20 protein-coding genes and 1 pseudogene are annotated in these 22,449 nt (G+C 71.6%); 2 read left to right on the forward strand and 19 right to left on the reverse strand.

The window, feature by feature from the left end; genetic code table 11:
* Positions 1–6: 6 nt before the first annotated feature.
* The 3 genes from AB0F98_RS25115 to AB0F98_RS25125 form a co-directional block, all read right to left on the reverse strand.
* Complete coding sequence (locus AB0F98_RS25115; protein ID WP_357739700.1) at positions 7–1,350, reverse strand: FUSC family protein; 1,344 nt, start codon at positions 1,348–1,350, stop codon at positions 7–9.
* A gap of 240 nt (positions 1,351–1,590) precedes the next feature.
* Positions 1,591–1,773, reverse strand: coding sequence for an antitoxin (locus AB0F98_RS25120; protein ID WP_357739703.1), 183 nt, complete (start codon positions 1,771–1,773; stop codon positions 1,591–1,593).
* A 63-nt stretch (positions 1,774–1,836) separates the two neighbouring features.
* Entirely contained in the window at positions 1,837–2,484 is a 648-nt protein-coding gene (locus tag AB0F98_RS25125) for an alpha/beta family hydrolase (protein ID WP_357739706.1), read from the reverse strand.
* Between the two features lie 224 nt (positions 2,485–2,708).
* Between AB0F98_RS25125 and AB0F98_RS25130 the strand changes: the two genes are divergently transcribed.
* Positions 2,709–2,909 carry a hypothetical protein gene (locus AB0F98_RS25130; RefSeq protein WP_357739709.1) on the forward strand — a complete coding sequence of 67 codons (201 nt, stop codon included), beginning with the start codon at positions 2,709–2,711 and terminating at the stop codon, positions 2,907–2,909.
* Between the two features lie 46 nt (positions 2,910–2,955).
* Here AB0F98_RS25130 and AB0F98_RS25135 read toward each other — a convergent pair whose 3' ends face one another.
* The 9 genes from AB0F98_RS25135 to AB0F98_RS25175 form a co-directional block, all read right to left on the reverse strand.
* On the reverse strand, positions 2,956–5,328 hold the full coding sequence (locus tag AB0F98_RS25135) for a glycoside hydrolase family 65 protein (RefSeq protein WP_357739712.1): 2,373 nt from the start codon (positions 5,326–5,328) through the stop codon (positions 2,956–2,958).
* A complete protein-coding gene (locus tag AB0F98_RS25140) occupies positions 5,325–6,077 on the reverse strand; it encodes an HAD-IA family hydrolase (protein WP_357739715.1) in 753 nt (250 codons plus the stop codon). Before AB0F98_RS25140 ends, AB0F98_RS25135 begins: the two co-directional genes overlap by 4 nt.
* A gap of 84 nt (positions 6,078–6,161) precedes the next feature.
* Complete coding sequence (locus AB0F98_RS25145; protein ID WP_357739718.1) at positions 6,162–6,626, reverse strand: DUF4442 domain-containing protein; 465 nt, start codon at positions 6,624–6,626, stop codon at positions 6,162–6,164.
* A gap of 165 nt (positions 6,627–6,791) precedes the next feature.
* Positions 6,792–8,090 carry an ABC transporter ATP-binding protein gene (locus AB0F98_RS25150; protein WP_357739721.1) on the reverse strand — a complete coding sequence of 433 codons (1,299 nt, stop codon included), beginning with the start codon at positions 8,088–8,090 and terminating at the stop codon, positions 6,792–6,794.
* A 175-nt stretch (positions 8,091–8,265) separates the two neighbouring features.
* Positions 8,266–10,476, reverse strand: a complete 2,211-nt coding sequence (locus AB0F98_RS25155; protein WP_357739724.1) for a bifunctional glycosyltransferase family 2 protein/CDP-glycerol:glycerophosphate glycerophosphotransferase — start codon at positions 10,474–10,476, stop codon at positions 8,266–8,268.
* Positions 10,477–10,491: 15 nt separating this feature from the next.
* On the reverse strand, positions 10,492–12,420 hold the full coding sequence (locus AB0F98_RS25160) for a DUF5941 domain-containing protein (RefSeq protein ID WP_357739797.1): 1,929 nt from the start codon (positions 12,418–12,420) through the stop codon (positions 10,492–10,494).
* 38 nt (positions 12,421–12,458) lie between these two features.
* Positions 12,459–13,205 carry an ABC transporter ATP-binding protein gene (locus tag AB0F98_RS25165; RefSeq protein WP_357739727.1) on the reverse strand — a complete coding sequence of 249 codons (747 nt, stop codon included), beginning with the start codon at positions 13,203–13,205 and terminating at the stop codon, positions 12,459–12,461.
* Position 13,206: 1 nt separating this feature from the next.
* Positions 13,207–14,034 (reverse strand): ABC transporter permease, encoded by an 828-nt coding sequence (locus tag AB0F98_RS25170; RefSeq protein WP_357739730.1) that lies wholly within the window; start codon positions 14,032–14,034, stop codon positions 13,207–13,209.
* 68 nt (positions 14,035–14,102) lie between these two features.
* Positions 14,103–15,473, reverse strand: coding sequence for an L-serine ammonia-lyase (locus tag AB0F98_RS25175; RefSeq protein WP_357739733.1), 1,371 nt, complete (start codon positions 15,471–15,473; stop codon positions 14,103–14,105).
* A 413-nt stretch (positions 15,474–15,886) separates the two neighbouring features.
* Here AB0F98_RS25175 and AB0F98_RS25180 point away from each other — a divergent pair, with 413 nt between their 5' ends.
* Positions 15,887–16,093 carry a PspC domain-containing protein gene (locus AB0F98_RS25180; RefSeq protein WP_357739737.1) on the forward strand — a complete coding sequence of 69 codons (207 nt, stop codon included), beginning with the start codon at positions 15,887–15,889 and terminating at the stop codon, positions 16,091–16,093.
* A gap of 125 nt (positions 16,094–16,218) precedes the next feature.
* Here the strand turns inward: AB0F98_RS25180 and AB0F98_RS25185 are convergent, their stop codons facing one another.
* From AB0F98_RS25185 to pdxH, 7 genes and pseudogenes are all read right to left on the reverse strand, one after another.
* Positions 16,219–16,980 (reverse strand): DUF4230 domain-containing protein, encoded by a 762-nt coding sequence (locus tag AB0F98_RS25185; protein WP_357739740.1) that lies wholly within the window; start codon positions 16,978–16,980, stop codon positions 16,219–16,221.
* Positions 16,981–17,103: 123 nt separating this feature from the next.
* Positions 17,104–18,279 carry an acyl-CoA dehydrogenase family protein gene (locus AB0F98_RS25190; protein ID WP_357739743.1) on the reverse strand — a complete coding sequence of 392 codons (1,176 nt, stop codon included), beginning with the start codon at positions 18,277–18,279 and terminating at the stop codon, positions 17,104–17,106.
* Positions 18,280–18,323: 44 nt separating this feature from the next.
* Complete coding sequence (locus AB0F98_RS25195; protein ID WP_076470742.1) at positions 18,324–18,629, reverse strand: type II toxin-antitoxin system VapB family antitoxin; 306 nt, start codon at positions 18,627–18,629, stop codon at positions 18,324–18,326.
* 188 nt (positions 18,630–18,817) lie between these two features.
* Positions 18,818–19,420 carry a nitroreductase family protein gene (locus AB0F98_RS25200; RefSeq protein ID WP_357739746.1) on the reverse strand — a complete coding sequence of 201 codons (603 nt, stop codon included), beginning with the start codon at positions 19,418–19,420 and terminating at the stop codon, positions 18,818–18,820.
* Positions 19,421–19,436: 16 nt separating this feature from the next.
* On the reverse strand, positions 19,437–20,363 hold the full coding sequence (locus tag AB0F98_RS25205) for an aldose 1-epimerase family protein (RefSeq protein ID WP_357739749.1): 927 nt from the start codon (positions 20,361–20,363) through the stop codon (positions 19,437–19,439).
* A 144-nt stretch (positions 20,364–20,507) separates the two neighbouring features.
* A pseudogene (locus AB0F98_RS25210) lies at positions 20,508–21,770 on the reverse strand (MFS transporter); the annotation flags it as partial.
* Positions 21,767–22,396 carry a pyridoxamine 5'-phosphate oxidase gene (pdxH, locus tag AB0F98_RS25215; RefSeq protein ID WP_357739799.1) on the reverse strand — a complete coding sequence of 210 codons (630 nt, stop codon included), beginning with the start codon at positions 22,394–22,396 and terminating at the stop codon, positions 21,767–21,769. The pseudogene AB0F98_RS25210 and the gene pdxH, both read right to left, overlap by 4 nt.
* Positions 22,397–22,449 lie beyond the last annotated feature (53 nt).

Below are 22,449 nucleotides of genomic sequence, written 5' to 3' on the forward strand. Positions count from 1 at the left end.
CGAGCATCATCGCGCCGGGCTGCTCCTCTGGGGGCGCCCGGTGCTCCGCATCCTGGTGGCCCGCTTGCCGGTGCGCAACGAAGACCGACGGGACAACCGGGTGTCCCTGGTGGAGAAGTTCCGCCGAGCGGCCCGGTGCAGCCGCCGGTGCACCAATGGGCGGATCGATCGCTGCCCGGCACCGGCCGCCGTACGAACGAGCCGGTTCGCTTCGGCGGGCTCGTATCCGGTGGCCCGGAGCAGGTCGCTGGCGCTGGCCCGGAGATCGGTGGTCAGTGTGTCGCCGAACGAGTGCACGCCGTGCGCCCACGCCCGGCCGACGAGGTCGGCGGACTCCAGGATGAGAGCCCGGGTTCGGTCGGGATTCTCGTCGAGCCGGCACTCGTCGCGCATCTTCAGCACCGATTCGGACAGCCTTACGAAGGCACCGGGCAGTTCGTCCGGAATGGGTTCCTTGTACTGGATGGCGGTCGCCGACCGTCTCGCCATCACCCGGACGTTCAGCGCCAGCCGTTCGACATGCTGCAGGCTGCGGGCGTACCGGTGGAACTGCCTCCGGCGGTGCCACCGTGCCGGGGCCAGCGTGACCACCTCCTCCGCTCCGCTCAGCGCCTCGTTCAGCCGGCCGATGTCGGCTTCGAGGCCGCGCACCCGCTCCAAGGCTCGGATCGACCGGTCCGCGTCACGATGCCGCAGCGCGACGCCGATCTCACCGAGTTGGTCCGCGACCGTCGAGAAGACCGGTGACGCCGCCCGGTCCAGCACCCGGATCGGATTGACCGGCAGCAGAAGCACAACGACGACCAGACCGATCCCGCCCCCGATCAGCGCGTCGAAGATCCGGGGAAGTTCGAGATTTCCCTCCATCGGAGTCAGGGTGGAGATCAGGACGGCCGTACCACCTGCCTGGCCGACCAGCGCGCCGCCCCGGCCCGCCACCAGCAGCGCGGTCGCGATCGCCAGGCCCACCACCAGCCCGGTCTGCCAGGCGCCGACACCGAGGAAGTAGCGCAGCAGGTCTCCGATCACGATGCCGAGCCCGACCCCGCCCAGCAACTCGAAGGTGCGGCGGGCACGCTGCCCGATCGCGGAGGCGATGGTGGCGACCGCGGCCGCCGGGGCGAACACGTGCATACCGCCGCCGAACAACTTCTGCGCGATGAGGGTCGCGAGCGCCGCGGCGAGCCCGGCCTGCACCGCAATCACGAGGATGACCTCCAGCTGGCGCATCCGCGCCTTGCCCTCCTCGCCACCGCGGCGCCGGGCGTGCCTGAGGTGCTTGCCGCTCCGTTCGGCGGCCATGCCCAGTGGCGACCGTTCGGGTTCCTGGTCGGGACGGTCGTCGGTCATGACGGTAGTTACCCCGCCCGGGACAGGCGAATCGCTGGTCGGCGCTGCTCTTGCCCCGCGAGACCGGACGACTCGCCGCTTCGCAACGATCGGGCGACTCGCCGTTCCGCGTTCGGGCGACTCTCGCCGGCCCGCAACGTTCGGACGACTCACCGCCCCGCGACGTTCGGGCGACAATTCTGTCCGAACAGGACTTTCCCGGGGAGCCGCGACACGGCACCCCGGGAAAGGCGTTCCGGCTCAGCGCGCCTGGTCGCCCTTACCGCTACGGGCCTGGGCCCGGTCGACGGCCTTGTCGATCTGGTCGTCGTACTTGCCGCCGGTTCGCTTGTTGGCCATCTCGCCGCCCTTCTCCAGCCCCCGGTCGACCTGCTTGTCGTGCTTGTTCACGAAATCCTTGGCCTTGTCCATGAAGTTACTCACGGCGTACCTCCTCGTCCGGGCATCGAACCTGGTGTCTTCCCAGCGTCTGCGACAGCAAACTGATCAGCGGGTGAGGTGCCTGGTGAACCAGTCGCCGGCCTCGGCGGTGACCTGGTCGAGGGTGCCGGGTTCCTCGAAGAGGTGGGTGGCGCCGGGCACGATGTGCAGCTCGACCGTGCCGGGTAGTTGGCCGCGCGCCTGCTCGTTGAGGGCGATCACCTCGTCGTCGAGGCCGCCCACGAGCAACAGGGTCGGGGCGCGTACCGCGGCGAGCGCGGAACGGGCCAGGTCGGGCCGGCCGCCGCGGGAGACCACCGCCCCCACCTGCCCGGGCCGGGCCGACGCGCTGACCAGTGCCGCGGCGGCGCCGGTGCTGGCACCGAAGAGACCGATCGGAAGGCCGCGTGTCGCCTCTGCCGCGCCCAGCCAGTCGACGATCGCCGCCAGCCGGTCGGCGAGCAGTTCGATGTTGAAGCGCAGCTCGCCGGTGCGGGAGTCCACCGCGTCCTCGGCCGGTGTGAGCAGGTCGACCAGCACGGTGCCGAGCGCGCGTTGGTTGAGTACGCGGGCGACCGCGACGTTGCGGGGACTGTGCCGGGAGCTGCCACTGCCGTGCGCGAAGAGCACCACCCCGACGGGACTGGCCGGCAGGATCACGTCGGCCACCAGCTCCACGTTCCTGACCGGAATCGTCACCTCACGCACGTCCATGCCCAGACCTCCACCCACGCGGGCCGCTGCGCCCGGCGGGGACCGTCTTACCCCGCCGGCCGGAGGGCAAGCCTCGTGCCGGGGAGCCGGCACGCCCGACCGCACCCTGCCGGCACCCGGCCCGGGCGGTGCTGTGGCGTTTGCCGACGGGTGCGTCGGGTAGCCGACGATCGACCGCAGACCGTGTCGGCGCAGCCGCGCCCCGACGGATCGCGAGGATCACCATGGCCCAGCAGCGGCAGACGTCCCGGCAGGAACAGGCGTCCCGACATAAGCAGAGGTCCGAGGAGGAAAACCGGCTAGAGTCGGCCGAACGCAACAAGGACTGGGCGGACAATGCGGCCCACGCGCGTACGGCCGACGATCCCCGGACGATGGCACCGCGTGACGCGGGAGGTCGCCCCTCGACGGGTGACCGTTTCTGACCTGAGCATCACGGTCGGGGCGGGCATGACCCGCCCCGACCGTGCGTCACGGCTCGGTCTCCGGCAGCCGGAGCAACGGCGACCGGCCGGGCGGGTGCTCCGGGGCCGGCCCGGCGGGATGCGCCGCGGGTACCGGCACCGTCACCGGTTCGTCGCAGGTGACCCGGATGGTTTCCCCGTGATGGCGCAGTTCGACCACGTCGTCCGGGTCGGCGTGGCGCAACGCGTACGTCGTCTGGTGCGGTCGCACGTCCACTCGCAGCCGCCGGCCCCGCCACAGGAGCGAGAACTCCAGGCGGTTCAGCTTGCTGGAGAGCCGGGGTGCGAACGACAACGTGCCGTCGTGGTCGCGTAGCCCGCCGAAGCCGGCCACCAGCGCGATCCAGGCACCGGCGAGCGAGGCCATGTGCACACCGTCGCGGGTGTTCTCGTTCAGGTCGTGCAGGTCCATCAGCGCGGCTTCGCGAAGGTAGCTGTGCGCCAACTCCGGGTGACCGACCTCGGCGGCCAGCACCGCCTGGGTGCAGGCCGACAGCGACGAGTCCCGCACCGTACGTCGCTCGTAGTACAGGAAGTTCCGCAGCTTCTGCTCCGGGGTGAAGGCGTCACCCCGCCAGTGCATGGCCAGCACCAGGTCCGCCTGCTTGATGACCTGCTTCCGATACAGGTCGAAGTACGGGTAGTGCAGCAGCAGCGGGTACTTCTCCGACGGGGTGTGCAGGAAGTCCCACTCCTGGAGCCGGGTGAACCCCTCCACCTGCTGGTGCACGTCGACATCCTCGTCGTACGGGAGGTGCATGTCCGACGCGGCGTCCCGCCAGCTGGCCGCCTCCTCGTCGGTGACGCCGAGGTGCACCGCGTCGTCCCGGTAGCGGTTCACCAGCTCGGCGGCGAAGAGCAGGTTCCGCTGCGCCATCAGGTTGGTGTAGACGTTGTCGTTCTTGACCGCCGTGTACTCGTCCGGCCCGGTCACCCCGTCGATGTGGAACTTGCCGTGCCGGTCGTGGTGGCCTAGCGAGCGCCACAGCCGGGCGGTCTCCACCAGCAGTTCCAGGCCGATCTCGCGCTCCAGCTGGTCGTCCCCGGTGACCAGCACGTACCGGCGTAGCGCATCGGCGATGTCGGCGGCGATGTGGAACCCGGCGGTGCCCGCCGGCCAGTATCCGGAGGATTCCGGTCCCACGATCGTCCGCCAGGGGAAGGCCGCACCCTTCAGGTTCAACGTCTGGGCCCGCTCCCGGGCCGAATCGAGGGTCGCGTGCCGCCAGTGCAGCGCGTTGCGGACCGCGGTCGGCTGGGTGTAGGTGAGCACCGGCAGCACGAACATCTCGGTGTCCCAGAACGCGTGCCCGTCGTACCCCGGACCGGTAAGTCCCTTGGCCGAGATCGGCCTGCGTTCGGCACGCGCGCCGGCCTGCAGCACGTGGAAGAGACCGAAGCGGACCGCCTGCTGCACCTCCGGGTCACCCTCGACCCGGACGTCGGACGCGTCCCAGAACTCGTCCAGGTAGGCCCGCTGGTCGCGGCAGAGCCCGTCCCAACCGTCGAGCCGTGCCGCGGCCAGCGCCGCGCCGACCTGGTCACGCAGCGCCGGCAACGACCGTCGGCTGGACCAGCCGTACGCCAGGTACTTGACCACCCGCAGCTTCTCGCCCGGCCGGAGCACGCAGCCGATCGTGGTGCGGACCCAGTCCTCGTACCCCTCGGACTCGATGGTCGTACGTTCGGGCCCGTACACCTCGTGATCCATGGCGGCGGCGACCCGCAGCCCGGAGACCTTGGTCCGGTGGACGAGCAGCCCGCCGTCGTTGGCGGTCAGCTCCTCCTCGGCCTGCAGCGGCGATTCGAGCACCGCGGCCACCCGGGGGTCGCGGCTCTGCGCCGGCAGCGACTCGTTCGCGACCAGCTCCGACTGGAGGATCAGCCGCAGCGGCTCGCCGACCGCCTCCACCTCGTAGTGGATCGCGGCCACCGATCGCTGGGTGAACGAGACCAGGCGCGTGGTGCGGACCTTGACCTCGCGACCGGACGGCGAACGCCAGTGCACCTCCCGGTGCAGGGTCCCGGCGCGCATGTCGAGGGTGCGCTCGTGGGAGAGCACCTCGCCGTAGCGGACGTCGAGGGGCTCGTCGTCGACCAGCAGCCGGATCAGCTTGCCGTTGGTCACGTTGACGATGGTCTGGCCGGACTCGGGGAAGCCGTAGCCGGCCTCCGCGTACGGCAACGGGCGCAGCTCGTAGAAGGAGTTCAGGTAGGTGCCGGGCAGCCCGTGCGGCTCCCCCTCGTCCAGGTTGCCGCGCAGGCCGATGTGGCCGTTGGAGAGCGCGAAGACCGACTCGGACTGGGCCAACACGTCCATGTCCAGCCGGATCTCCCGGACGTGCCACGGATCGACCGGATAGGCCCGCTCCCTGATCATGCGTCGCGCCCTTCGTCCAGCAGCTCGGACAGATCTCGGACCACGACGTCGGCGCCGTGCGCGCGCAGCTCGTCCGCCTGGCCCACCCGGTCGACCCCCACCACGTACCCGAAGCCACCGGCCCGGCCGGCGGCCACGCCGGAGAGCGCGTCCTCGAAGACGGCCGCCCGGGACGGGTCGACGCCGAGCGCCCGCGCCCCGGCGAGGAAGGTGTCCGGTTGGGGTTTGCCGCGCAGGCTCTCCGCCCGGGCGACCAGTCCGTCCACCCGCGCCTCGATCAGCGATTCCAGGCCGGCGGCGGCGACCACCTCGCGGCCGTTGGCACTCGCCGTGACCACGGCCCGGCGCAGCCCGGCGGCGGCCGCCGCCTTCACGTACGTCACCGAGCCGGGGTAGACGTCCACACCATGGGTGCGCAGCTCGTGCAGGAGCAGGACGTTCTTGCGGTTGCCGATCCCGTTCACCGTCTCCGCCTCGGGCGGGTCGTCCGGCGAACCCTCCGGAAGCACGATCCCGCGGGAGGCCAGGAACGTCCGTACGCCGTCCGCGCGGGGCCGCCCGTCGACGTAGCGGTTGTAGTCGGGCCCGGGGTCGAATGGCCGGTACGGCTCCCCGGTGGCGGCGGCCCGCTGCCGGAGGAACGCGTTGAACGTCTCGGTCCAAGCCGCGTTGTGTACCCGGGCGGTCTGCGTCAGCACACCGTCAAGATCGAAGAGGCAGGCGGTCACATCAGCAGGCAGGCCCAGCACGTTCCGAATCTAACCACCCGAACGGACCGGCAAACCCGTTTCCGGGCCGCCGAGATCCGCCTGGGCGGTTCATTGGGAGGTGGGTCACTGCGGGCGCAGCGTCCAGATCACGGTCATCTCGGACGTCGGGACGCCGTCGTCGGTGCTGATCTCGACCTGGACCGGGAACTCCGGGCGCTTGCCGGCATCCAGCTCGGCGACCACCTCGGCGGGCGGCCGCCCCAGCCGCGCGGTGGCGCGTACCGGCCCGAGGGCCAGCTTGCGGTACGCGATGTCCGCCCGGACGGCCAGCGGCACCGCGCGGTCGAGCAGCTGCCCGAACGCGGCCAGCACCACCGCGCCGGAGGCGGTCTCGCCGAGGGTGAACATGGCCCCGGCGTGGGGGCCGCCGACGTGGTTGTGGGTGGCCGACGTGTCGGGCAACCGGAGGACCGCCCGGACACCGCCCTCGGCTTCGGGGGCGATCTCAAGGAACTCGAAACCGAGCGTGCGGGCGAAGGGCACGGCCTCGAGCATCCCGGCCGCCACCTGGCGTGAGTCGATGGACATGGCGAGACGCTACTCCCGGGTAGTTACCCCGACAAGCCCGACCGCGGTCACGCAGTGTGCGCCTGCCGTGCCGCCGGTCGCCGGCAGCTCGACCCGCCGAGCGGCCCGCAGCCGGTCCGCCAACCATCGCCGCAGCCCCGGCACGGGCAGCGGACCGAGCGCCGCCTACCGCCAGCCGACGTCGATCCGGTCGCCCCGCTCGTCGAAGAAGTGCAGCGCGTCCATGCGTACCCGGACGGACAGTGCATGCCCGCTGGACATCGCCGGATACGGGGCGAGGCGTACCGCCAGCTCGGCCGTACGCCGGGCGTGCCGACCGGGATCGGGCAGCACGCTGGCCCGGGCGCGACCGATTGCCGGTTGGGTGGTCTCCGGCGGCTTGCCGGCGAGCCGCTGCACCACCTGACCGAACCGGCGCAACCCGCGCTGACCGACGTCCCCGGGCGCGCCACGGCTGCCCATCTCGTCCACCACGACCGCGGTCGCCCCGATGTCGAGGTAGGCCATCGACTCGTGCCCATGGTGCTCCAGATGGCGGACCCGGCCGTGGAGCACGTCGCCCGGGTCGTCCGGGGCGACCGGGGTGAGCGCCTCGGCCCGCATCCCGACCACGATCCGCTCGCCGTGGTAGTGCGCCACGGCACGGCTGCGGATGTCGTCCCAGGGCAGGTAGAGCGCCTGTTCGCCGAGGGTCAACGTCACGTAGCGGTCGAGGTGGACGTAGACCGACGCCTCCAGCAGGTTCATCCGCGGGCTGCCCAGGAACGCGGCCACGTAGAGCGTGGCCGGCCGACCGTAGACCTGGGTGGGCGTGCCGACGTCCTGGAGCACGCCACGGCGCATGATGGCGACCCGGTCGGCCATCGTGAGCGCCTCGGCCTGGTCGTGCGTGACGTAGATGGTGGTGACCCCCAGCTCGCGGGTCAGGCCGGAGATCTCGGCGCGCAGCTCGGCACGGAGCCCGCTGTCCAGGTTGGACAACGGCTCGTCCATGAGGAACAGCTTCGGCCGGCGGATGATCGCCCGGCCCATCGCCACCCGCTGCCGCTGCCCGCCGGAGAGCTGGCCGGGCCGCCGGCCGAGTACGTCGCCGATGCCGAGCGCGCCCGCCACGTCGGTGACCCGCTCACCACGAGCGTCCGGCTCCATTCCGGCGAGCCGCAGCGGGAAGGCGATGTTGTCGCCGACCGTCATGTGCGGGTAGAGCGCGAAATCCTGGAAGACCATGGCGACGCCCCGGTCCCGCGGCGACAGGTCGTTGGCCAGCTCACCGCCGAGCATGACCGCGCCCCGGGTCGGGTCCTCCAGGCCGGCCACCATCCGCAGCACGGTCGACTTCCCGCACCCGGACGGGCCGAGCAGCACCATGAACTCTCCGTCGTCGACGTCGAGGTTGACGCTGTCGACGGCCACGGTGCCGTCCCGGAAGACCTTGGTGACATCCTTCAGCGCGACGGTGGTCACCCGCCACCTCCCCCAGTCGTCCGGTCGAACCCGAATGACTGTGACGAACGTCATGGGGCGAGCACATCGGGTGAACGTGCCAAGTTCGCACAGTGACGGCACGGTGACGGAGCATCGAGGCCAGCCGATCCGCGCGACCCGTCCGAACGGCTTCGGGTGACCGCCGGGACGAGGGTCAGCAGCGGCCCCGGGGCGCGGACGGCTCCCCCAGGAAGACGTGCCGGACCACGCGTTCGGCCGCGTGTCCGTCGTCCAGCGTGCAGAACCGGGCGCGGAACTGCTGGCGCGCCCGGGTCGCGGCGTCCGACGAGACAGCGCCGGCACGGAACAGGTCGAGCAGTTCGTCGAAGGTCGTCGCCACCGCGCCCGGCGCCTCGGCGGTGATGTCGAAGTAGACCCCCCGGGCCAGCCGGTACGCCTCCCAGTCGGGCGCGTAGATGACGATGGGCCGGTTCAGCACGGCGTAGTCGAACATCGCCGACGAATAGTCGGTGATCAGCACGTCGGCGACCAGGTAGAGGTCCTCCACCCGCTGATACGCGCTCACGTCGGTGACCTGCTCCCGTTCCACCGCACGACGCGGTCGCCGGTACCGATCGTGGAAGTAGTGGCTGCGCATCAAGAGCCGGCCGGATGGGCCGAGTGCCTCGACGAAGTGGTCCGGGTCGAACGGTGGCCGGTAGTTGGGCAGGTGCTCCCGGTGCGTCGGCGCGTAGAGCACGACCTGCTCGGCGAGCCCGATGCCGAGTTCGGCGCGCAGCCGCCGCACGTCCTCCGGCGTGGCGGTGACCAGCCGGTCGTTGCGCGGGTAGCCGACCTCCAGGGTGGTGTACCGCGCCGGGTACGCGCGGTCCCACATCTGGGTGGAGAAGCTGTTGGAGGTGACGCTGTAGTCCCAGCGGTCCACCCGGCGCAGCAGGCCGGCGAAGTCCATCCGGCCGGCGCCGATCGGGTACCGCTGCTGGTCCAGCCCCATCACCTTCACCGGCGTGCCGTGGTGGGTCTGCAGGTGCACCGAGCCGGGCCGTTTGCGGACGAAGTCCGGGAAGTTGACGTTGTTGACCAGCCAGCGGGCCCGGGCCAGCGTCCGGTAGTAGGCCGGGGTGCCGGCCACGACGTATTCGACCCCGTGCGGGAGCGTGGCGACCCGGTCCCGCCGGACGATCCAGACCCCGCGTACGCCCGGCGCGAGGCGACGGGCCGCCTCGTAGATCGCCGCGGGGTTGCAGGCGAACCCCCGGTACCAGTACGCGGCGTAGACCGCGAGCGTCGGATCGATCGGACGGCGCAGCTCCGCCCGGTAGTACTCGCGCAGCAGCACATCGCGGGCGCGCCTGACCTTACGGCGGGCCACCGGCACCACCCGCCGCCGAGCGGTACGGGCGGAGCGGCGGGCCACGTCACGGGCCCGGTTGGCGGCGCGCAGAGCGCTGAACGTACGCCAGCGGCCGGTGGCGACCAGCCGGTGCTTCAGCCCCTCCACCCCGGACGGAGCCGGGTAGCCCTCGGGCGGCAGCCAACGGGCGTAGTCGGCGGTGATCTGCGCGAAGAACGCCGGGCGCAGTTCGGGGGCGATCCGCTGCCCGTTGCCGAGGACGGTCAGGTAGTGCCAGATCATCCGCTCGAAGACCGCCGGGCGCAGCCCGTCGACCGCCGGCCCCCACCGGTCCATCAGCCGGAACACCCGGTGCCACTGCGGAAAGACCTCGAAGTGCCGTTCCCCCCGGGTGCGGGTGATCGCCCCGGCGCGACGCTGCCGGTAGTTGACGCAGACCCGGTCCAGTACGCCGATCCGCTCGGCCGCCATCAACGCCGGATAGCTGAACGACACGTCCTCGTACCAGCCGGGCGCGAAGCGCAGTCCGAGGTCGAGCAGGAACCGCCGGCGGACCACCCGGTTCCAGGCGGTGTGCAGCAGGCGCATCGTCTCCGGCCGGTCGCGTAGCCGGAACGTCCCCTCCCCGGGCGGCTCGGCGAACACCTCGCGCATCGCGCTGCGGGTGGCGGTGTTGTTCCAGTGCGTGCGGACGTGGTCGACGATCAGCACGTCCGGCCGGGTGCCGCGCAGCCGCTCGGCGACCACCGGCAGGCATTCCGGCGTCAGCCAGTCGTCCCCGTCCACGAACCAGACGTACTCGCCGACGGCCCGGTCCAGCCCGATGTTGCGGGCCGGACCGAGCCCGACGTTCTCGGCCAGCCGGACGGCGCGGACACGCCGGTCGCCCACCGCGTACTCGTCGATGATCTCGCCGCTGTCGTCCGGCGAACAGTCGTCGACAGCGATGATCTCCAGGTCGGTGAAGGGCTGACCGAGGATCGAGTCCAGGCACTCACGCAGGTAGCCCTGCACTCGGAAGGCCGGTACGACGAAGCTGATCAGGGTCATCCGGCCGTCCCTCCGTCAGCCCGGCACGCCGTCCTCCATCCGCACCGGCATCGCCGACGCCCGCGCGGCGCGGGCGGGTAGGACGACCCAGGCCAGGACGACGCTCGCCGCGAAAACCACGAGAAGGTACGTACCGAGTGTAGCCATCCCGATACTTCCGAACCCGACAATTGCCGCCAGGGTCAGCAGCACCGAGCGCCCCTCCCAGCCGAACGTGGCCGCGTGCAACGGCGGCGCCGGCTGCCGCTTCTCCAGCCGGGCGGTGAGGTCGTAGTGGTGCACGGTGAGCACGAGGACGTAGCCGAAGATCAGCCAGGGCGGCACGTCGCCGAGCACCCCCGCGGTGATGGCGAAGAGGTACTCGCCGGCGCGCAACGCGGCCGGCACCAGCCAGTCCAGCGGGCCGTCGTGGTCGCCACGAGCCCCGAGGCCGCCGACCAGCAGCACCACCAGCGCGACCGGCAGCAGCCAGCGCAGGCCGTCCGCCGCAGCGTCGGGACGCCCGGCCACCAGCGCCGCGACCAGCAGCACCGCCTGGCCGAGCGCCGCGAACACCGCGTACGCGAGCGGCCCCACCGCGCGCGGCCCCGGCAGCAACCTCGCCAGCGGGCCGTCGTCGCGGTGCAGGGTGACATCGACGGTGTCCAGCACCGTCACCCCCATCCAGCGCGCCCGGAGCGTACGCAGCGCGCCCGTGTAGAGGAACGCCAGCGTGCCCCAGACCAGCACCGCGATCAGACTGACCAGGGGATTGAACAGCGCCACGGTCAGCGCGATCAGCGCCCACCGCTCCCCGATCGGGAAGACCACCGTGCGCTTCAGCCAGTACGACACCGAACCCGTGTCGGCCTGCACCCGGGTCGAGGCGGCGTTCAACCGGTCACCGATGCCACCGGCGGTGGCAGCCTGGCGGGGCCGACGCGCCGCCTCGTCGTGCAGGACGCCGTACCACGTGTCGGTCATGTGCCGGACGGTCTGCAACGTCATCGCCGCGATGGCCAGCGCCCAGCCGTAGCGGAATCCCAGCTGCGTGGCGCCGAAGCCCAGGCCGGCGTAGACCACGTACTCCTTGGCCCGGTCGGCCATCGTGTCCAGCCAGCCGCCCCAGGCACTGAAGTTGCGGGTGTAGCGGGCCAACTGCCCGTCCACGCAGTCGAGCACGAACCCGAGGTAGAGCAGGACCGCCCCGGAGACCAGCGCCGGCCGGCCCCCGACGCCGAAGAGCACCGCGGCCGCCACCGCGAACGCCACCGAGAACATCGTGACGGTGGTGGGGCCGAGCCGCAGCCGGGCCGCGGCCCGCACCACCAGCGTCGACCAGGTGCTCACGAAGAAGGTGGTGAAGAAGTCGTCCCGCTCCTTCACCGACAGGCGCAGGTCGGCCCGGTCCTCGTCGACCGCGGCCACCGCCGCCTCGGCGGCGGCCAACTCGGCCGCGTCGTTCACCCGGTGGGCGACGAGCAGTCGTACCCGGTGGGCGAAGGCCGGGGTGCCCCGCGCGGCGAGGCCGGCGAAGAGGCGGTCCACCGCGGTCCCCTCCCCGGGTGCCGCGGCGGCCGCGCGTGCGGCGGCGGCGAGCGTGGGCAGGTCCTGCGCTCCGACCTTCAGCGCGCCACCGAAGACCCCCGTGGCCCCGGGCAGCGCCGCCACCGGACCGGCCTCGACCACCTGGCCGCGTTCCTCGCGTACCGCAGTCCGACCGGCGGCCGGCGGGTCGGTGAGCACCAGCGCCACGGTCGGACCGACCGGGCTGGTGGCCAGGTGCCGGAGCACAGCGGTGTGCGCGACCAGGTCCGCGCCGGTCACCAGCACGGGGCCGGTCGCGACCTCGACGAGCGCGGCCAGTTCGTCCAGGTCGGCGGCGGACCGGACCTCGTCCGCGCCGGCGCGGCGGCACTGCGCGGCCAGCCGGTCGGCCAGCGCCTCGCCGGTACGGGTGGGCAGGCCCGCCGCGGTGCCGCCGGCGAGCACGATCGCGAGGGTCACCGGGGTGCCGCGCCGTGGTAGGCCTCGAGCGCCTCGGCGACCGTGCCGTCGAGGGTCAGCCGCCCGCCGTCGAGGTAGAGCCCCCGACGGCAGAAGCGAGTCAGGTCCTTTTCGTTGTGTGACACCAGCACCAAGGTGCGCCCCTCCCCGAGCAGACGATCAATCGTCGCATAACACTTCTTCCGGAATTCGGCGTCGCCGACCGCGGTCACCTCGTCCATGAGCAGGATCGGGTGCGGCAGATGCGAGATGATCGCGAAGCCGAGCCGGACCTTCATACCGGACGAGTAGTGCCGCACCGACGTGTCGATGGCCCGCTCCACCTGCTCCCCGGCGAACGAGACCATGTCGTCGAAGTGCCGCTTCAGGTAGCCCGACGACAGCCCGTGCAGGCCGCCCACCAGGTAGAGGTTCTCCCGCCCGGTCAGTTCGTTGGAGAAGCCGGCGGAGAGTTCGAGCAGCGGCGCGACGTCACCGCGTACCCGGATGTCACCCTCGTCCGGAATCAGCACCCCGGCGATCAACCGCAACAGGGTGCTCTTACCCGTGCCGTTGCGCCCGATGACACCGACCGCGTCGCCGGCCCGTACGGTGAACGACACGTCGCGCAGCGGCCAGAACTGGCCCGACAGGGCGTTCCGCCCGCCCTGGTGGATGAACAGGTCACGCAGCCGCAGCTGCCGTCGCCGGTTGCGGACGAACCGGATGCCGAGGCCCTCCGCCTCGATGATCGCGTCGCCCATCTCAGAGTTCCTTGAGCACGGCGGGTTCGAGGCGACGGAACGACCACCACCCGGCGGCCAGCACCAGCAGACTGCCGCCGACGGTGGTGGCGAGCAGGCGGGCGTTCGGGAACTCGTTCCCGTACCAGATCGAGTGGTGCAGCTGGAAGATGCCGACCAGCGGGTTCAACTCGTACACGATCTTGAGCCATCCGGGCAGATCGGAATCCCGGACCAGGCCCAACGGATAGATGATCGGCGTCGCGTAGAAGAGCACCCGGATGATCAGCCGCATGAACCGCTCGACGTCGCGCATCAGCACGTTGAACGCGGAGAGCAGCAGCGCCAACCCGAACAGCAGGACGCCCTGGACGAGCACGGCGAGCGGCAGGGCGAACAGCGACCAACCGAGGTCGACCCGACCGTGCACGGCGTACGCCACCGCGACCGCGACGAGGACCGGCAGGCCGGCCACGTACTCGGCGAACCGGCCGGTGACCCGTCCGATGGGGAAGACCTGCCGCGGCACGTTCATCGTGGTGATCAGCCGGGCCTGGCCGGTGAGCGCGTTGGTCGCCTCGCTCAACGCCGAACTGGTCCACATCCAGGCGAAGATCCCGGTGATGAGGAACAGCGGGTACGACTCCGCCGCCTCACCCAGGTGCCGGCCGGTGTCCCGCGAGTAGAGCACCCCGAAGACGAACCAGTAGATCGCCCCCATGCCGAGCGGCTCGATGAGCGACCAGACGTACCCGAGCGCCGACTGCTGGTACTTCACCGCGAGATCGCGCTTGACCAGGATGCGCAGCGAGTTGCGGTGCGACCACAACGCCGCGACCCCAGAGGTCACCGCCGCCTCCCGCCTGAGTAAACGGACGACAGGTTAGCAGTCGGTGAGCGATCGCCCTGTCGGCACGTTCAGCACTCGATCACGTTGACGGCCAGACCGCCGCGTGCCGTTTCCTTGTACTTGACCTTCATGTCGGCGCCGGTCTCCCGCATGGTCTTGATGACCTTGTCGAGCGAGACGGCGTGCACCCCGTCGCCGCGCAGCGCGAGACGGGCGGCAGTGATCGCCTTGATGCTAGCCACGGCGTTGCGCTCGATGCAGGGGATCTGCACGAGCCCCCCCACCGGGTCGCAGGTCAACCCCAGGTTGTGCTCCATGCCGATCTCGGCGGCGTTCTCCACCTGCTCCGCGGTGCCGCCCAGCGCCTCGGCGAGCCCGGCGGCCGCCATCGAGCAGGCCGACCCGACCTCGCCCTGGCAGCCGACCTCCGCGCCGGAGATCGACGCGTTCTCCTTGAACAGCACGCCGATCGCGCCGGCGGCCAGCAGGAACCGGACCACCCCCTCGTCGGACGCGTCGGGTACGAACCGCGTGTAGTAGTGCAGCACGGCGGGGATGATCCCGGCCGCACCGTTGGTCGGGGCGGTGACCACCCGACCACCGGCCGCATTCTCCTCGTTGACCGCCAGCGCGAACAGGGTCACCCAGTCCATCGCGTGCAGCGGATCGTCGGTGCCGGCGTCCGCTTCCAGCCCACGGCGCAGCTCGGCGGCCCGGCGGCGGACCTTCAGCCCGCCGGGCAGCACGCCGTCGCGCTCGCACCCCCGCTCGACGCACTCGCGCATCACCCGCCAGATCTCCAGCAGGCCGGCGCGCACCTCGTCCTCGCTGCGCCAGGAGAGTTCGTTGGCGAGCATCACCTCGCTGATCGACAGCCCGGTGGCGGTGGTGACCTCCAGCAGCTCCGCGCCGGTGAGGAAGGGGTACCGGACCGGGGTGTTGTCCGGGACGATCCGGTCGGCGCCGGCCGCCGCCTCGTCGACCACGAACCCGCCGCCGACCGAGTAGTAGGTGCGGGCCCGCAGCTCGGCACCGCTCTCGTCGTAGGCCGTGAAGGTCATCCCGTTCGGGTGGTACGGCAGCGAGCGGCGGCGGTGCAGGACAAGATCACGGTCCGGATCGAAGTCGATCTCGTGCGCGTCGAGGAGGTTGATCCGCCGCTCCTCGCGGATCCGGGCCACCCGGGACGCCACGCTGTCGGTGTCGACCGTCTCCGGCGCCTCGCCGGTGAGCCCGAGCAGTACTGCCCGGTCGCTGCCGTGGCCGTGGCCGGTGGCGCCGAGCGAGCCGAACAGTTCCACGTGCACCCGGGTGGTGACGGCGAGCAGTCCGTCGGCCTTGAGGCCTGTGACGAACGTACGGGCGGCGCGCATCGGCCCGACGGTGTGCGAGCTGGAGGGCCCGATGCCGACGCTGAAGAGGTCAAAAACGCTGATCATGGCTGCACTTTCCTCGCCGTCGCACCCGTTGTGCGGGGTACGGCCCCGTCGTGGTCGCCCGGGTTCGGGCGGCCGGTGCGGCACCACAGGGGTGTGGGTGTCCAACCCGCGAGCCTACCCGGCAGGTTCGGGCCCCACCCGGCAGTCGACGCTGATCACCGCTTCGCAGGGTCACGGGCACACCACCAACGGTCACCCACCCCGAGCCGCTTCGCCAGGGGTATCGACGGGGTGCGACGTGAACGGCGCGGAATCGGGCATGCTGCCGCGGTGCGTCGGCCGAGCCCGTCGCGGGTAACCACCTACGGGTACGCGGTCCCCCGATCGTCCTGCGGACCGAGGGCGGGACGGCTGGTGGTTCCTACCGTGGATTCCAGACGCGGCACTCACCGCCGCAGAGTGGGAGTACGACGATGAGTCGCAAACTGGTCCGGCCCCGCGAGGGGCGCATGCTCGCCGGTGTCTGCGCCGGCCTGGCCCAGCGGTTCGGCATGTCGGCCGGTGCCGTCCGGCTGCTGTTCCTGTTGTCGCTGCTGCTGCCCGGCACCCAGGTGATCGTCTACCTGGTGCTCTGGATCCTGATGCCCAACGAGGACCGCCACCTCGCCGCTACCCGCTGACCCCACCCCACCCCCACCCCCGAGGGGGGCCGATTCACGGGACGTGTCGCCATTCGGCGCGTCAGCGCAGCACATTCACCGAATTCGTGCGTCACATGACCGGGGGTGGGGGCGCGCGGGTGGGGTCAGGGAGCCACGTATGTGATGGTGACCTGCTCGTAGCCGAGTGAGCCGAGCAGCCCCTCCAGCATCTTGCGGGTGTTCTCCTCCGCCCGGGCGCCGAGGCCGCTGTCCCGGGCGGCTGCGGTGATCCGGTCCTCGGCCAGGCGGTAGACCTCCTGCTGCCGGTTCGGGTCACCACCGAACACCTCGCCCAACCGGTTGAGCAGGCCACGCCGCTCCGCGAAGACGTAGCTCTTCTCCAGGTCCAGGTTGGTCTCGCCGAGCTGCGGCGCGGGCAACTTGACCTCCACCGACTTGCCGTCGGCCGACTCGACGATCGCGCCGTCGGAGATCTTCGAGAAGTCTACGTACGCCTCGACACTGCCCGCTCCGACGAACAGGGTGCGTTCGTTGAGCAGGAACTCGGGAACGTACTGGCGGTCCTTCTGAAGATCGACCACCACCTGGAAGTTGCCCTCGGCGGCCACGTAGCGGCTGAGGTCCTGAATCGACTTCAGCAGCGTCGGCTGGCTGCGGTCCGTCTGCTCCTCGGCGAACGGGTTACGGAAGTTGGGAAGCAGCCCGGAGGTCTGCACACCGAGCAGCACGACCACGGCGATGGCCGCCGCGCCGAGCACCCAGAGCAGGCCCCGGGCGGGGCGGGCGGCGGGCACCGGTGTCGCCGACGCCTCGGGCGGCGCGTCGGAGCGGCCCTTGAGCGCCTCGCCGGTCGGGTAACCGGGGAACTCCCTGGTGGGCTCGTTGCTGTCAGCGTCGCGGGCCATCGCCCTCACCGTCCTCGTCAGACACTGCCGTCTGCAATGACGGTACGTCCGCAATACGACAGCCGCGCGCCGAGCCGACGGAGACGTCGTATCCGCAGGTCAGGGCCGGCGCCCTGGCAGTGGTCAGGCGAAGGCGCCCAGCCCGGTCAGCTTCTGTCCGATCACGAGCTGGTGGATCTCCGAGGTGCCCTCGTAGGTGAGCACGCTCTCCAGGTTGTTGGCGTGCCGCATCACCGGGTACTCGCCGGAGATGCCGTTCGCGCCGAGGATCGTCCGGCACTGCCGGGCGATCTCCAGTGCCTCGCGAACGTTGTTCAGCTTGCCGACGCTCACCTGCTCGGGGCGCAGCCGGCCGGCGTCGGCGAGCCGGCCCAGGTGCAGGGCCAGCAGGTAACCCTTCTGCAGCTCCACCGTCATGTCGGCGAGCTTCGCCTGGGTGAGCTGGAAGCCGGCCAGCGGCCGGCCGAACTGGGTGCGGGTGCCCGCGTACGCGAGCGCCGTCTCCAGACAGTCCCGGGCCGCGCCGAGCGCGCCCCAGACGATCCCGTGCCGCGCCTCGGTGAGGCAGCTCAGCGGCGCCTTGAGCCCGATCGCCTCCGGCAGTTGGGCGGCCGCGGGAAGCCGGACGTCGTCGAGCACGATCTCACCGGTCACCGACGCCCGCAACGACATCTTGTGCTGGATCTCCCGCACGGTCACACCCGGCGTGTCCATCGGTACGGCGAAGCCCCGGACGCCGTCCTCGGTCCGCGCCCAGATCACCCCGACTTCGGCGATCGGCGCGTTCGTGATCCACATCTTGCCGCCGGTGAGCACCCAGTCGTCGCCGTCGCGGCGGGCGCGGGTGGCCATCGAGGCCGGGTCCGAGCCGTGATCGGGTTCGGTCAGCCCGAAGCAGCCGATCGCCTCACCCGCGGCCATCGCCGGCAGCCAGCGCTGCTTCTGCTCCTCGCTGCCGTAACGCCAGATCGCGTACATGGCCAGCGAACCCTGCACCGACACGAGCGAACGGATCCCCGAGTCGCCGGCCTCCAGCTCCAGGCAGGCCAGCCCGTACGCGACCGCCGAAGCACCCGCGCAGCCGTAGCCGCTCAGGTGCATGCCGAGCAGGCCGAGCTTGCCGAACTCACGGGCCAGCTCACGGGCGGGCAACTTGCCCTGCTCGTACCAGCCGGCGACGTGCGGGCGTACCCGGTCGTCGATCAGCTGGCGCACGACGGAGCGGATCTGCCGCTCCTCCTCGCTGAGCGCGGAGTCCAGGTCGAGCAGTTCGAGCGGTGCGCTGGGGCGGGGGCTCATGGCAGCCACCCTAACGGTGGCTCAGCCGCGGGCGCGAGAAGCGGTCACTCCACCGGTTCGGAGAGCACCAGCACCCGCGCGTGGATCTGGTTGCGCTGCTGGAGCGCGGCACGCAGCGCCCGGTGCAGGCCGTCCTCCAGGTAGAGGCCGCCGTTCCACTGCACCACGTGCGGGAACAGGTCGCCGTAGAAGGTGGAGTCCTCGGCGAGGAGCTTGTCCAGGGCCAGTTCGCGCTTGGTGGTGATCAACTGGTCCAGGCGCAGCGGACGCGGCGGGATCTCCGCCCACTGCTTGAGCGTCAGGTTGTGTTCCGGATAGGGACGCCCGTCCCGAACCGCTCTGAAGATCACGACGGCACGCTCCCTCCCCGTGGCCGGGCCGACCGACGACGCCGTGCCGGATCGCGGCGTGGCACCGCACGGCGCGGCACCGATGACCCGTGCCAGCCTAGCGGCCTGTCGCACACCACGTACTTCTCCCTGATGTCAGTTTCGCTACCGCTCGCCCGATCTTCAACCGGGCGAATCCGGCGTGCCGGTCAACTCCACCGCCCGCGTCGGACCACTTCGTCAACCGGTCGCCGCCCACGTCGCAGCGACGGTGACCGATGGTCGGCGGCCCGGTAACCGACGGTCACCGCACCGATCGGCTCGAACTCCTCCGGTACGCCGAACGCCTCCCGGTACGCCGCCAACCGTTGCGCGGGAATGCCGAAGAAGCACGCCCCCAGCCCCTCGTCCACCGCCGTGAGCAACATCAGCAGGGCGGCGAAGCCGGTGTCCACGTACCAGTAGGGCACCGGCCACCGCTGTGCGGACCGATCCGTCCAGCCCTTGTCCGCCTCGGCGTACCGCTCCAGGTACACCGACCGGTTCGCGTGCGGCACCACGATCAGCGGCGCCTTCCGCATTCCCGCCAGCCAGCGCTCCCGGCCGCCGCCGCCCGGCGTGGCCGCCGTCCAGAACCGCTCCCGGTCGGCGGCCTCCTCGAGCAGCAGGAAGCCCCAACCCTGCGCGAAACCGGCCGACGGCGCGCGGACCGCGTGGTCGAGCAGCCGCTGCACCACCTCGGGCGGGACCGGCCGGTCCGGGTCGTAGTTGCGCACCATCCGCCGGCGCCGCAGCACCTCGGCGAACTCCATGCGACTCCCCTCCCGGTCAGGCGCCGGGGCGGACACCCCAGACGCCACGCCAGGTCTCGCCCGGCGCGAGCGTGATCACGTCGTGGCCGGACCGGAACGCGTCGGGCGGGCAGGTCATCGGCTCGACGGCGACCGAACGCCGGTGCCGCTCACCGGTCAGCGTGTCCCCGGTGAAGACCTGCCACCAACCGAACTCCCCGTCGGCCCAGATGGTCACGCCCGAGCCGTCCGGCGCGGCCAGGCTCACCGACGAACCACCGTCGGCCTCCCGGACCACGTCACCGAAGGCCAGGTCGAGGACCGCATCGCCGATCTTGCGCGGGCTCGTCCAGTCGTACTCGGTGCCCGCCACGTCGGTCACCGCGATGGGCAGCAACCGGTTGTCCAGCACGATCCGGCTCCGGCCGGGCACCCGCATCGCGAGCTCGTCGACCGGCACCCCGGGAAGTTGCAGGTACGGGTGCACGGAGAAGCCGAACGGGGCCGGCTCGCCGCTGACGTTGCGCACCTCGTGCTCGGCGCGCAGGCCGTCCGCCCCTACGCTCCACCGGCTGCGCAGCTGCAAGGCCCACGGGTAACCGGGCTGCGCCGGCAGGTCGCACCCGATGGTCACCGCGTCCGCCGACTGCTCGAACAGCTGCCACGGCATCCAGTTGACCAGTCCGTGGATCGCCACGTGCCGCGCCGGCTCGGTCAGCGGCAGCTGGTACGTCCGCTCACCGATCGTGTAGCGCCCATCCCGGATCCGGTTCGGCCACGGGGCGAGCACCTGCCCGGCGGAGCCGGGGCAGAGTTCGTCCTCCGCGTACCCGTCGACGTAGTCGACGCCGTCGTGCGTGTACGTCCGCAACCCGCCACCCACCTCGACGATGACGGCCTCGTGGCCGGCGGCGGAGATGGTCCACTGGGTGCCCGAGGGGGGACGCTGGTCAGGGATGTGCATGTCCGCGACCCTAATCGGTCACTCTCGGTCACCGCCCGACGCCGTCGCCGCCCGGTCGGTGGCGGGCGGACCCGCCGCCGGGGGCCCGTCCACGCCCGTCGATCCGGCGTCGACGTTCGGTGCGGGTTCGGTGCCGGTCGCCGTCGCGGCCCGGTACCGCAGCAGCGCCGGGAAGGCGACCGCGAGCACGACGACCAGCACCGCCGAGGCGACACCGCCGGCCACCCACGCGAGCCCACCGCCGAGGCCGGCCGCCATCGCGCCCGCCCGCAGATCGCCGAGGCGCGGACCGCCGGCGACGACCACCGTGTTGACCCCCTGGAGCCGGCCGCGCATCCGGTCCGGCGCGTAGATCAGCAGCATGGACTGGCGTAGCACCGCGCTGACCAGGTCGGCCGCGCCGGCGACACCGAGCAGCAGCACCATGAGCCAGAGCTGGTGGGCGAAACCGGCCGCCGCGATGGCCACTCCCCACCCGACGACCGCGAGCACCAGCCCGAGCCCCTGGCGGCGCAGCCGGCTGATCCAGCCGGAGGTGAGACCGCCCACCATCGAGCCGATGGCGATGGCGCTGTACAGCCAGCCGACCGCACCGTCGCTGAACCGCTCATGGGCGATCTCCGGGAAGAGCGCCCGGGGCATGGCCAGGATCATCGCGATCAGGTCGACGGCGAACGAGAGCAGCAGCACCGGCGTGGTCGCCAGGTAGCGGAACCCGTCCACGACGCTGGCCAGCCCCGCCCTGCGGGGCGTCCCGTCGCCGTCCGGGTCCGGCTCGGGCGGCAGCGCGGGCAGTCGCAGCGTGGCCCAGAGCGAGACCGTGAAGAGCAGTCCGTCGACCGCGTACGCGATCGGCAGGCCGACGTCGACACCCCAGGACGAGAAGATCAGACCGGCTGCCAGCGGACCGACCACCGAGGCGGCCGTGAAGGTGGTGTAGTTCAGCGTGCTGGCCGCCGGCACCAGTTCGTCCGGCACCAGGCGCGGCAGGATCGCACTGCGGGCCGGTGAGGTGATCGCGAACGCGATCGACTGCACCGCCACCAGAATCAGCAGCAGCACCGGGCTGCCCACGTGCAGCAGCGACTGGGCCAGCAGTCCGAGGGTCGACGCCCAGAGCAGCGTGCCGGCGCCGAGCAGCACCTTTCGGCGGTCGCGTGCGTCGGCGACCGCACCGCCCCAGAGGCCGAAGATCAGCAAGGGCACGAAGCCGGCGATACCGAGCAGGCCCACCCAGAGGGAGGCCTTGGTGAGGTCGTACATCTCCACCGGCACGGCCACCGCGGTGAACTGGAAGCCGAACATCGCGACGCCGTTGCCGAGCCAGATCCGCCGGTAGTCCGGCACCTTCAGCGGCCGCAGGTCGATCGCCCAGCGGCGCAACCCGGCACGTTGTTTCTCCGTCACGGCGCCAGCCGCTCGACGGTCCAGTCACCGGCGTCGGTACGCCGGAACCGCAGGCGGTCGTGCAGTCGACCGGCGTGACCCTGCCAGAACTCCACCGAGTCCGGGCGGACCCGCAGCCCGCCCCAGTGCGGCGGGGCCGGGATCGGCTCGTCGTCGGCGAACCGCTCCGCCGCCTCCCGGAAGCGTGCCTCGAGCATGGCCCGGTCCGGGATGACCTGCGACTGGGGGCTGGCCCAGGCGCCCAACTGCGAGGCACGGGGCCGCGTCGCGAAGTACGCCTCGGTCTCCGCCCGCGGCACCTCCTGCACGGTGCCGGCGACCACGACCTGGCGCTGCATGGGGAACCAGGGGAAGACCAGGCTGGCGTACGGATTCGCGGCCGCCTCGGTGCCCTTGCGCGACGCGTGGTTGGTGAAGAAGACGAAGCCGTCCGGGCTGTAGCCCTTGAGCAGCACGGTGCGCCCGCTGGGCCGCCCGGCGGCGTCCGCGGTGCCGACGACCATGGCGTTCGGCTCGGGCAGCCCGAAGGCCACGGCGTCGGCGAACCAACGGGCGAACTGCGCATGCCAGTCGCCGGCCAGGTCAGCCTCGGAAAGGCCCCGGTCCGCGGCGTACTCGTTACGCATCGCGGCCGGGACTGGTGTGTCGCCCGTCACGTTCCTACTCCCTTTCACCGGGC

It is taken from the genome of Micromonospora sp. NPDC023737 (assembly GCF_040639715.1).
Lineage (GTDB): Bacteria > Actinomycetota > Actinomycetes > Mycobacteriales > Micromonosporaceae > Micromonospora.

What these genes read in the sequence shown, in the direction of transcription:
- AB0F98_RS25145 (WP_357739718.1), bottom strand. Translation starts at nt 6,626, where the DNA reads ATGTCCATCGACTCACGCCAGGTGGCGGCCGGGATGCTCGAGGCCGTG.
- AB0F98_RS25125 (WP_357739706.1), bottom strand. Translation starts at nt 2,484, where the DNA reads ATGGACGTGCGTGAGGTGACGATTCCGGTCAGGAACGTGGAGCTGGTG.
- AB0F98_RS25185 (WP_357739740.1), bottom strand. Translation starts at nt 16,980, where the DNA reads ATGGCCCGCGACGCTGACAGCAACGAGCCCACCAGGGAGTTCCCCGGT.
- AB0F98_RS25175 (WP_357739733.1), bottom strand. Translation starts at nt 15,473, where the DNA reads ATGATCAGCGTTTTTGACCTCTTCAGCGTCGGCATCGGGCCCTCCAGC.
- AB0F98_RS25205 (WP_357739749.1), bottom strand. Translation starts at nt 20,363, where the DNA reads ATGCACATCCCTGACCAGCGTCCCCCCTCGGGCACCCAGTGGACCATC.
- AB0F98_RS25155 (WP_357739724.1), bottom strand. Translation starts at nt 10,476, where the DNA reads ATGACCCTGATCAGCTTCGTCGTACCGGCCTTCCGAGTGCAGGGCTAC.
- AB0F98_RS25180 (WP_357739737.1), top strand. Translation starts at nt 15,887, where the DNA reads ATGAGTCGCAAACTGGTCCGGCCCCGCGAGGGGCGCATGCTCGCCGGT.
- AB0F98_RS25165 (WP_357739727.1), bottom strand. Translation starts at nt 13,205, where the DNA reads ATGGGCGACGCGATCATCGAGGCGGAGGGCCTCGGCATCCGGTTCGTC.
- AB0F98_RS25200 (WP_357739746.1), bottom strand. Translation starts at nt 19,420, where the DNA reads ATGGAGTTCGCCGAGGTGCTGCGGCGCCGGCGGATGGTGCGCAACTAC.
- pdxH (WP_357739799.1), bottom strand. Translation starts at nt 22,396, where the DNA reads ATGCGTAACGAGTACGCCGCGGACCGGGGCCTTTCCGAGGCTGACCTG.
- AB0F98_RS25130 (WP_357739709.1), top strand. Translation starts at nt 2,709, where the DNA reads ATGGCCCAGCAGCGGCAGACGTCCCGGCAGGAACAGGCGTCCCGACAT.
- AB0F98_RS25135 (WP_357739712.1), bottom strand. Translation starts at nt 5,328, where the DNA reads ATGATCAGGGAGCGGGCCTATCCGGTCGATCCGTGGCACGTCCGGGAG.
- AB0F98_RS25115 (WP_357739700.1), bottom strand. Translation starts at nt 1,350, where the DNA reads ATGACCGACGACCGTCCCGACCAGGAACCCGAACGGTCGCCACTGGGC.
- AB0F98_RS25190 (WP_357739743.1), bottom strand. Translation starts at nt 18,279, where the DNA reads ATGAGCCCCCGCCCCAGCGCACCGCTCGAACTGCTCGACCTGGACTCC.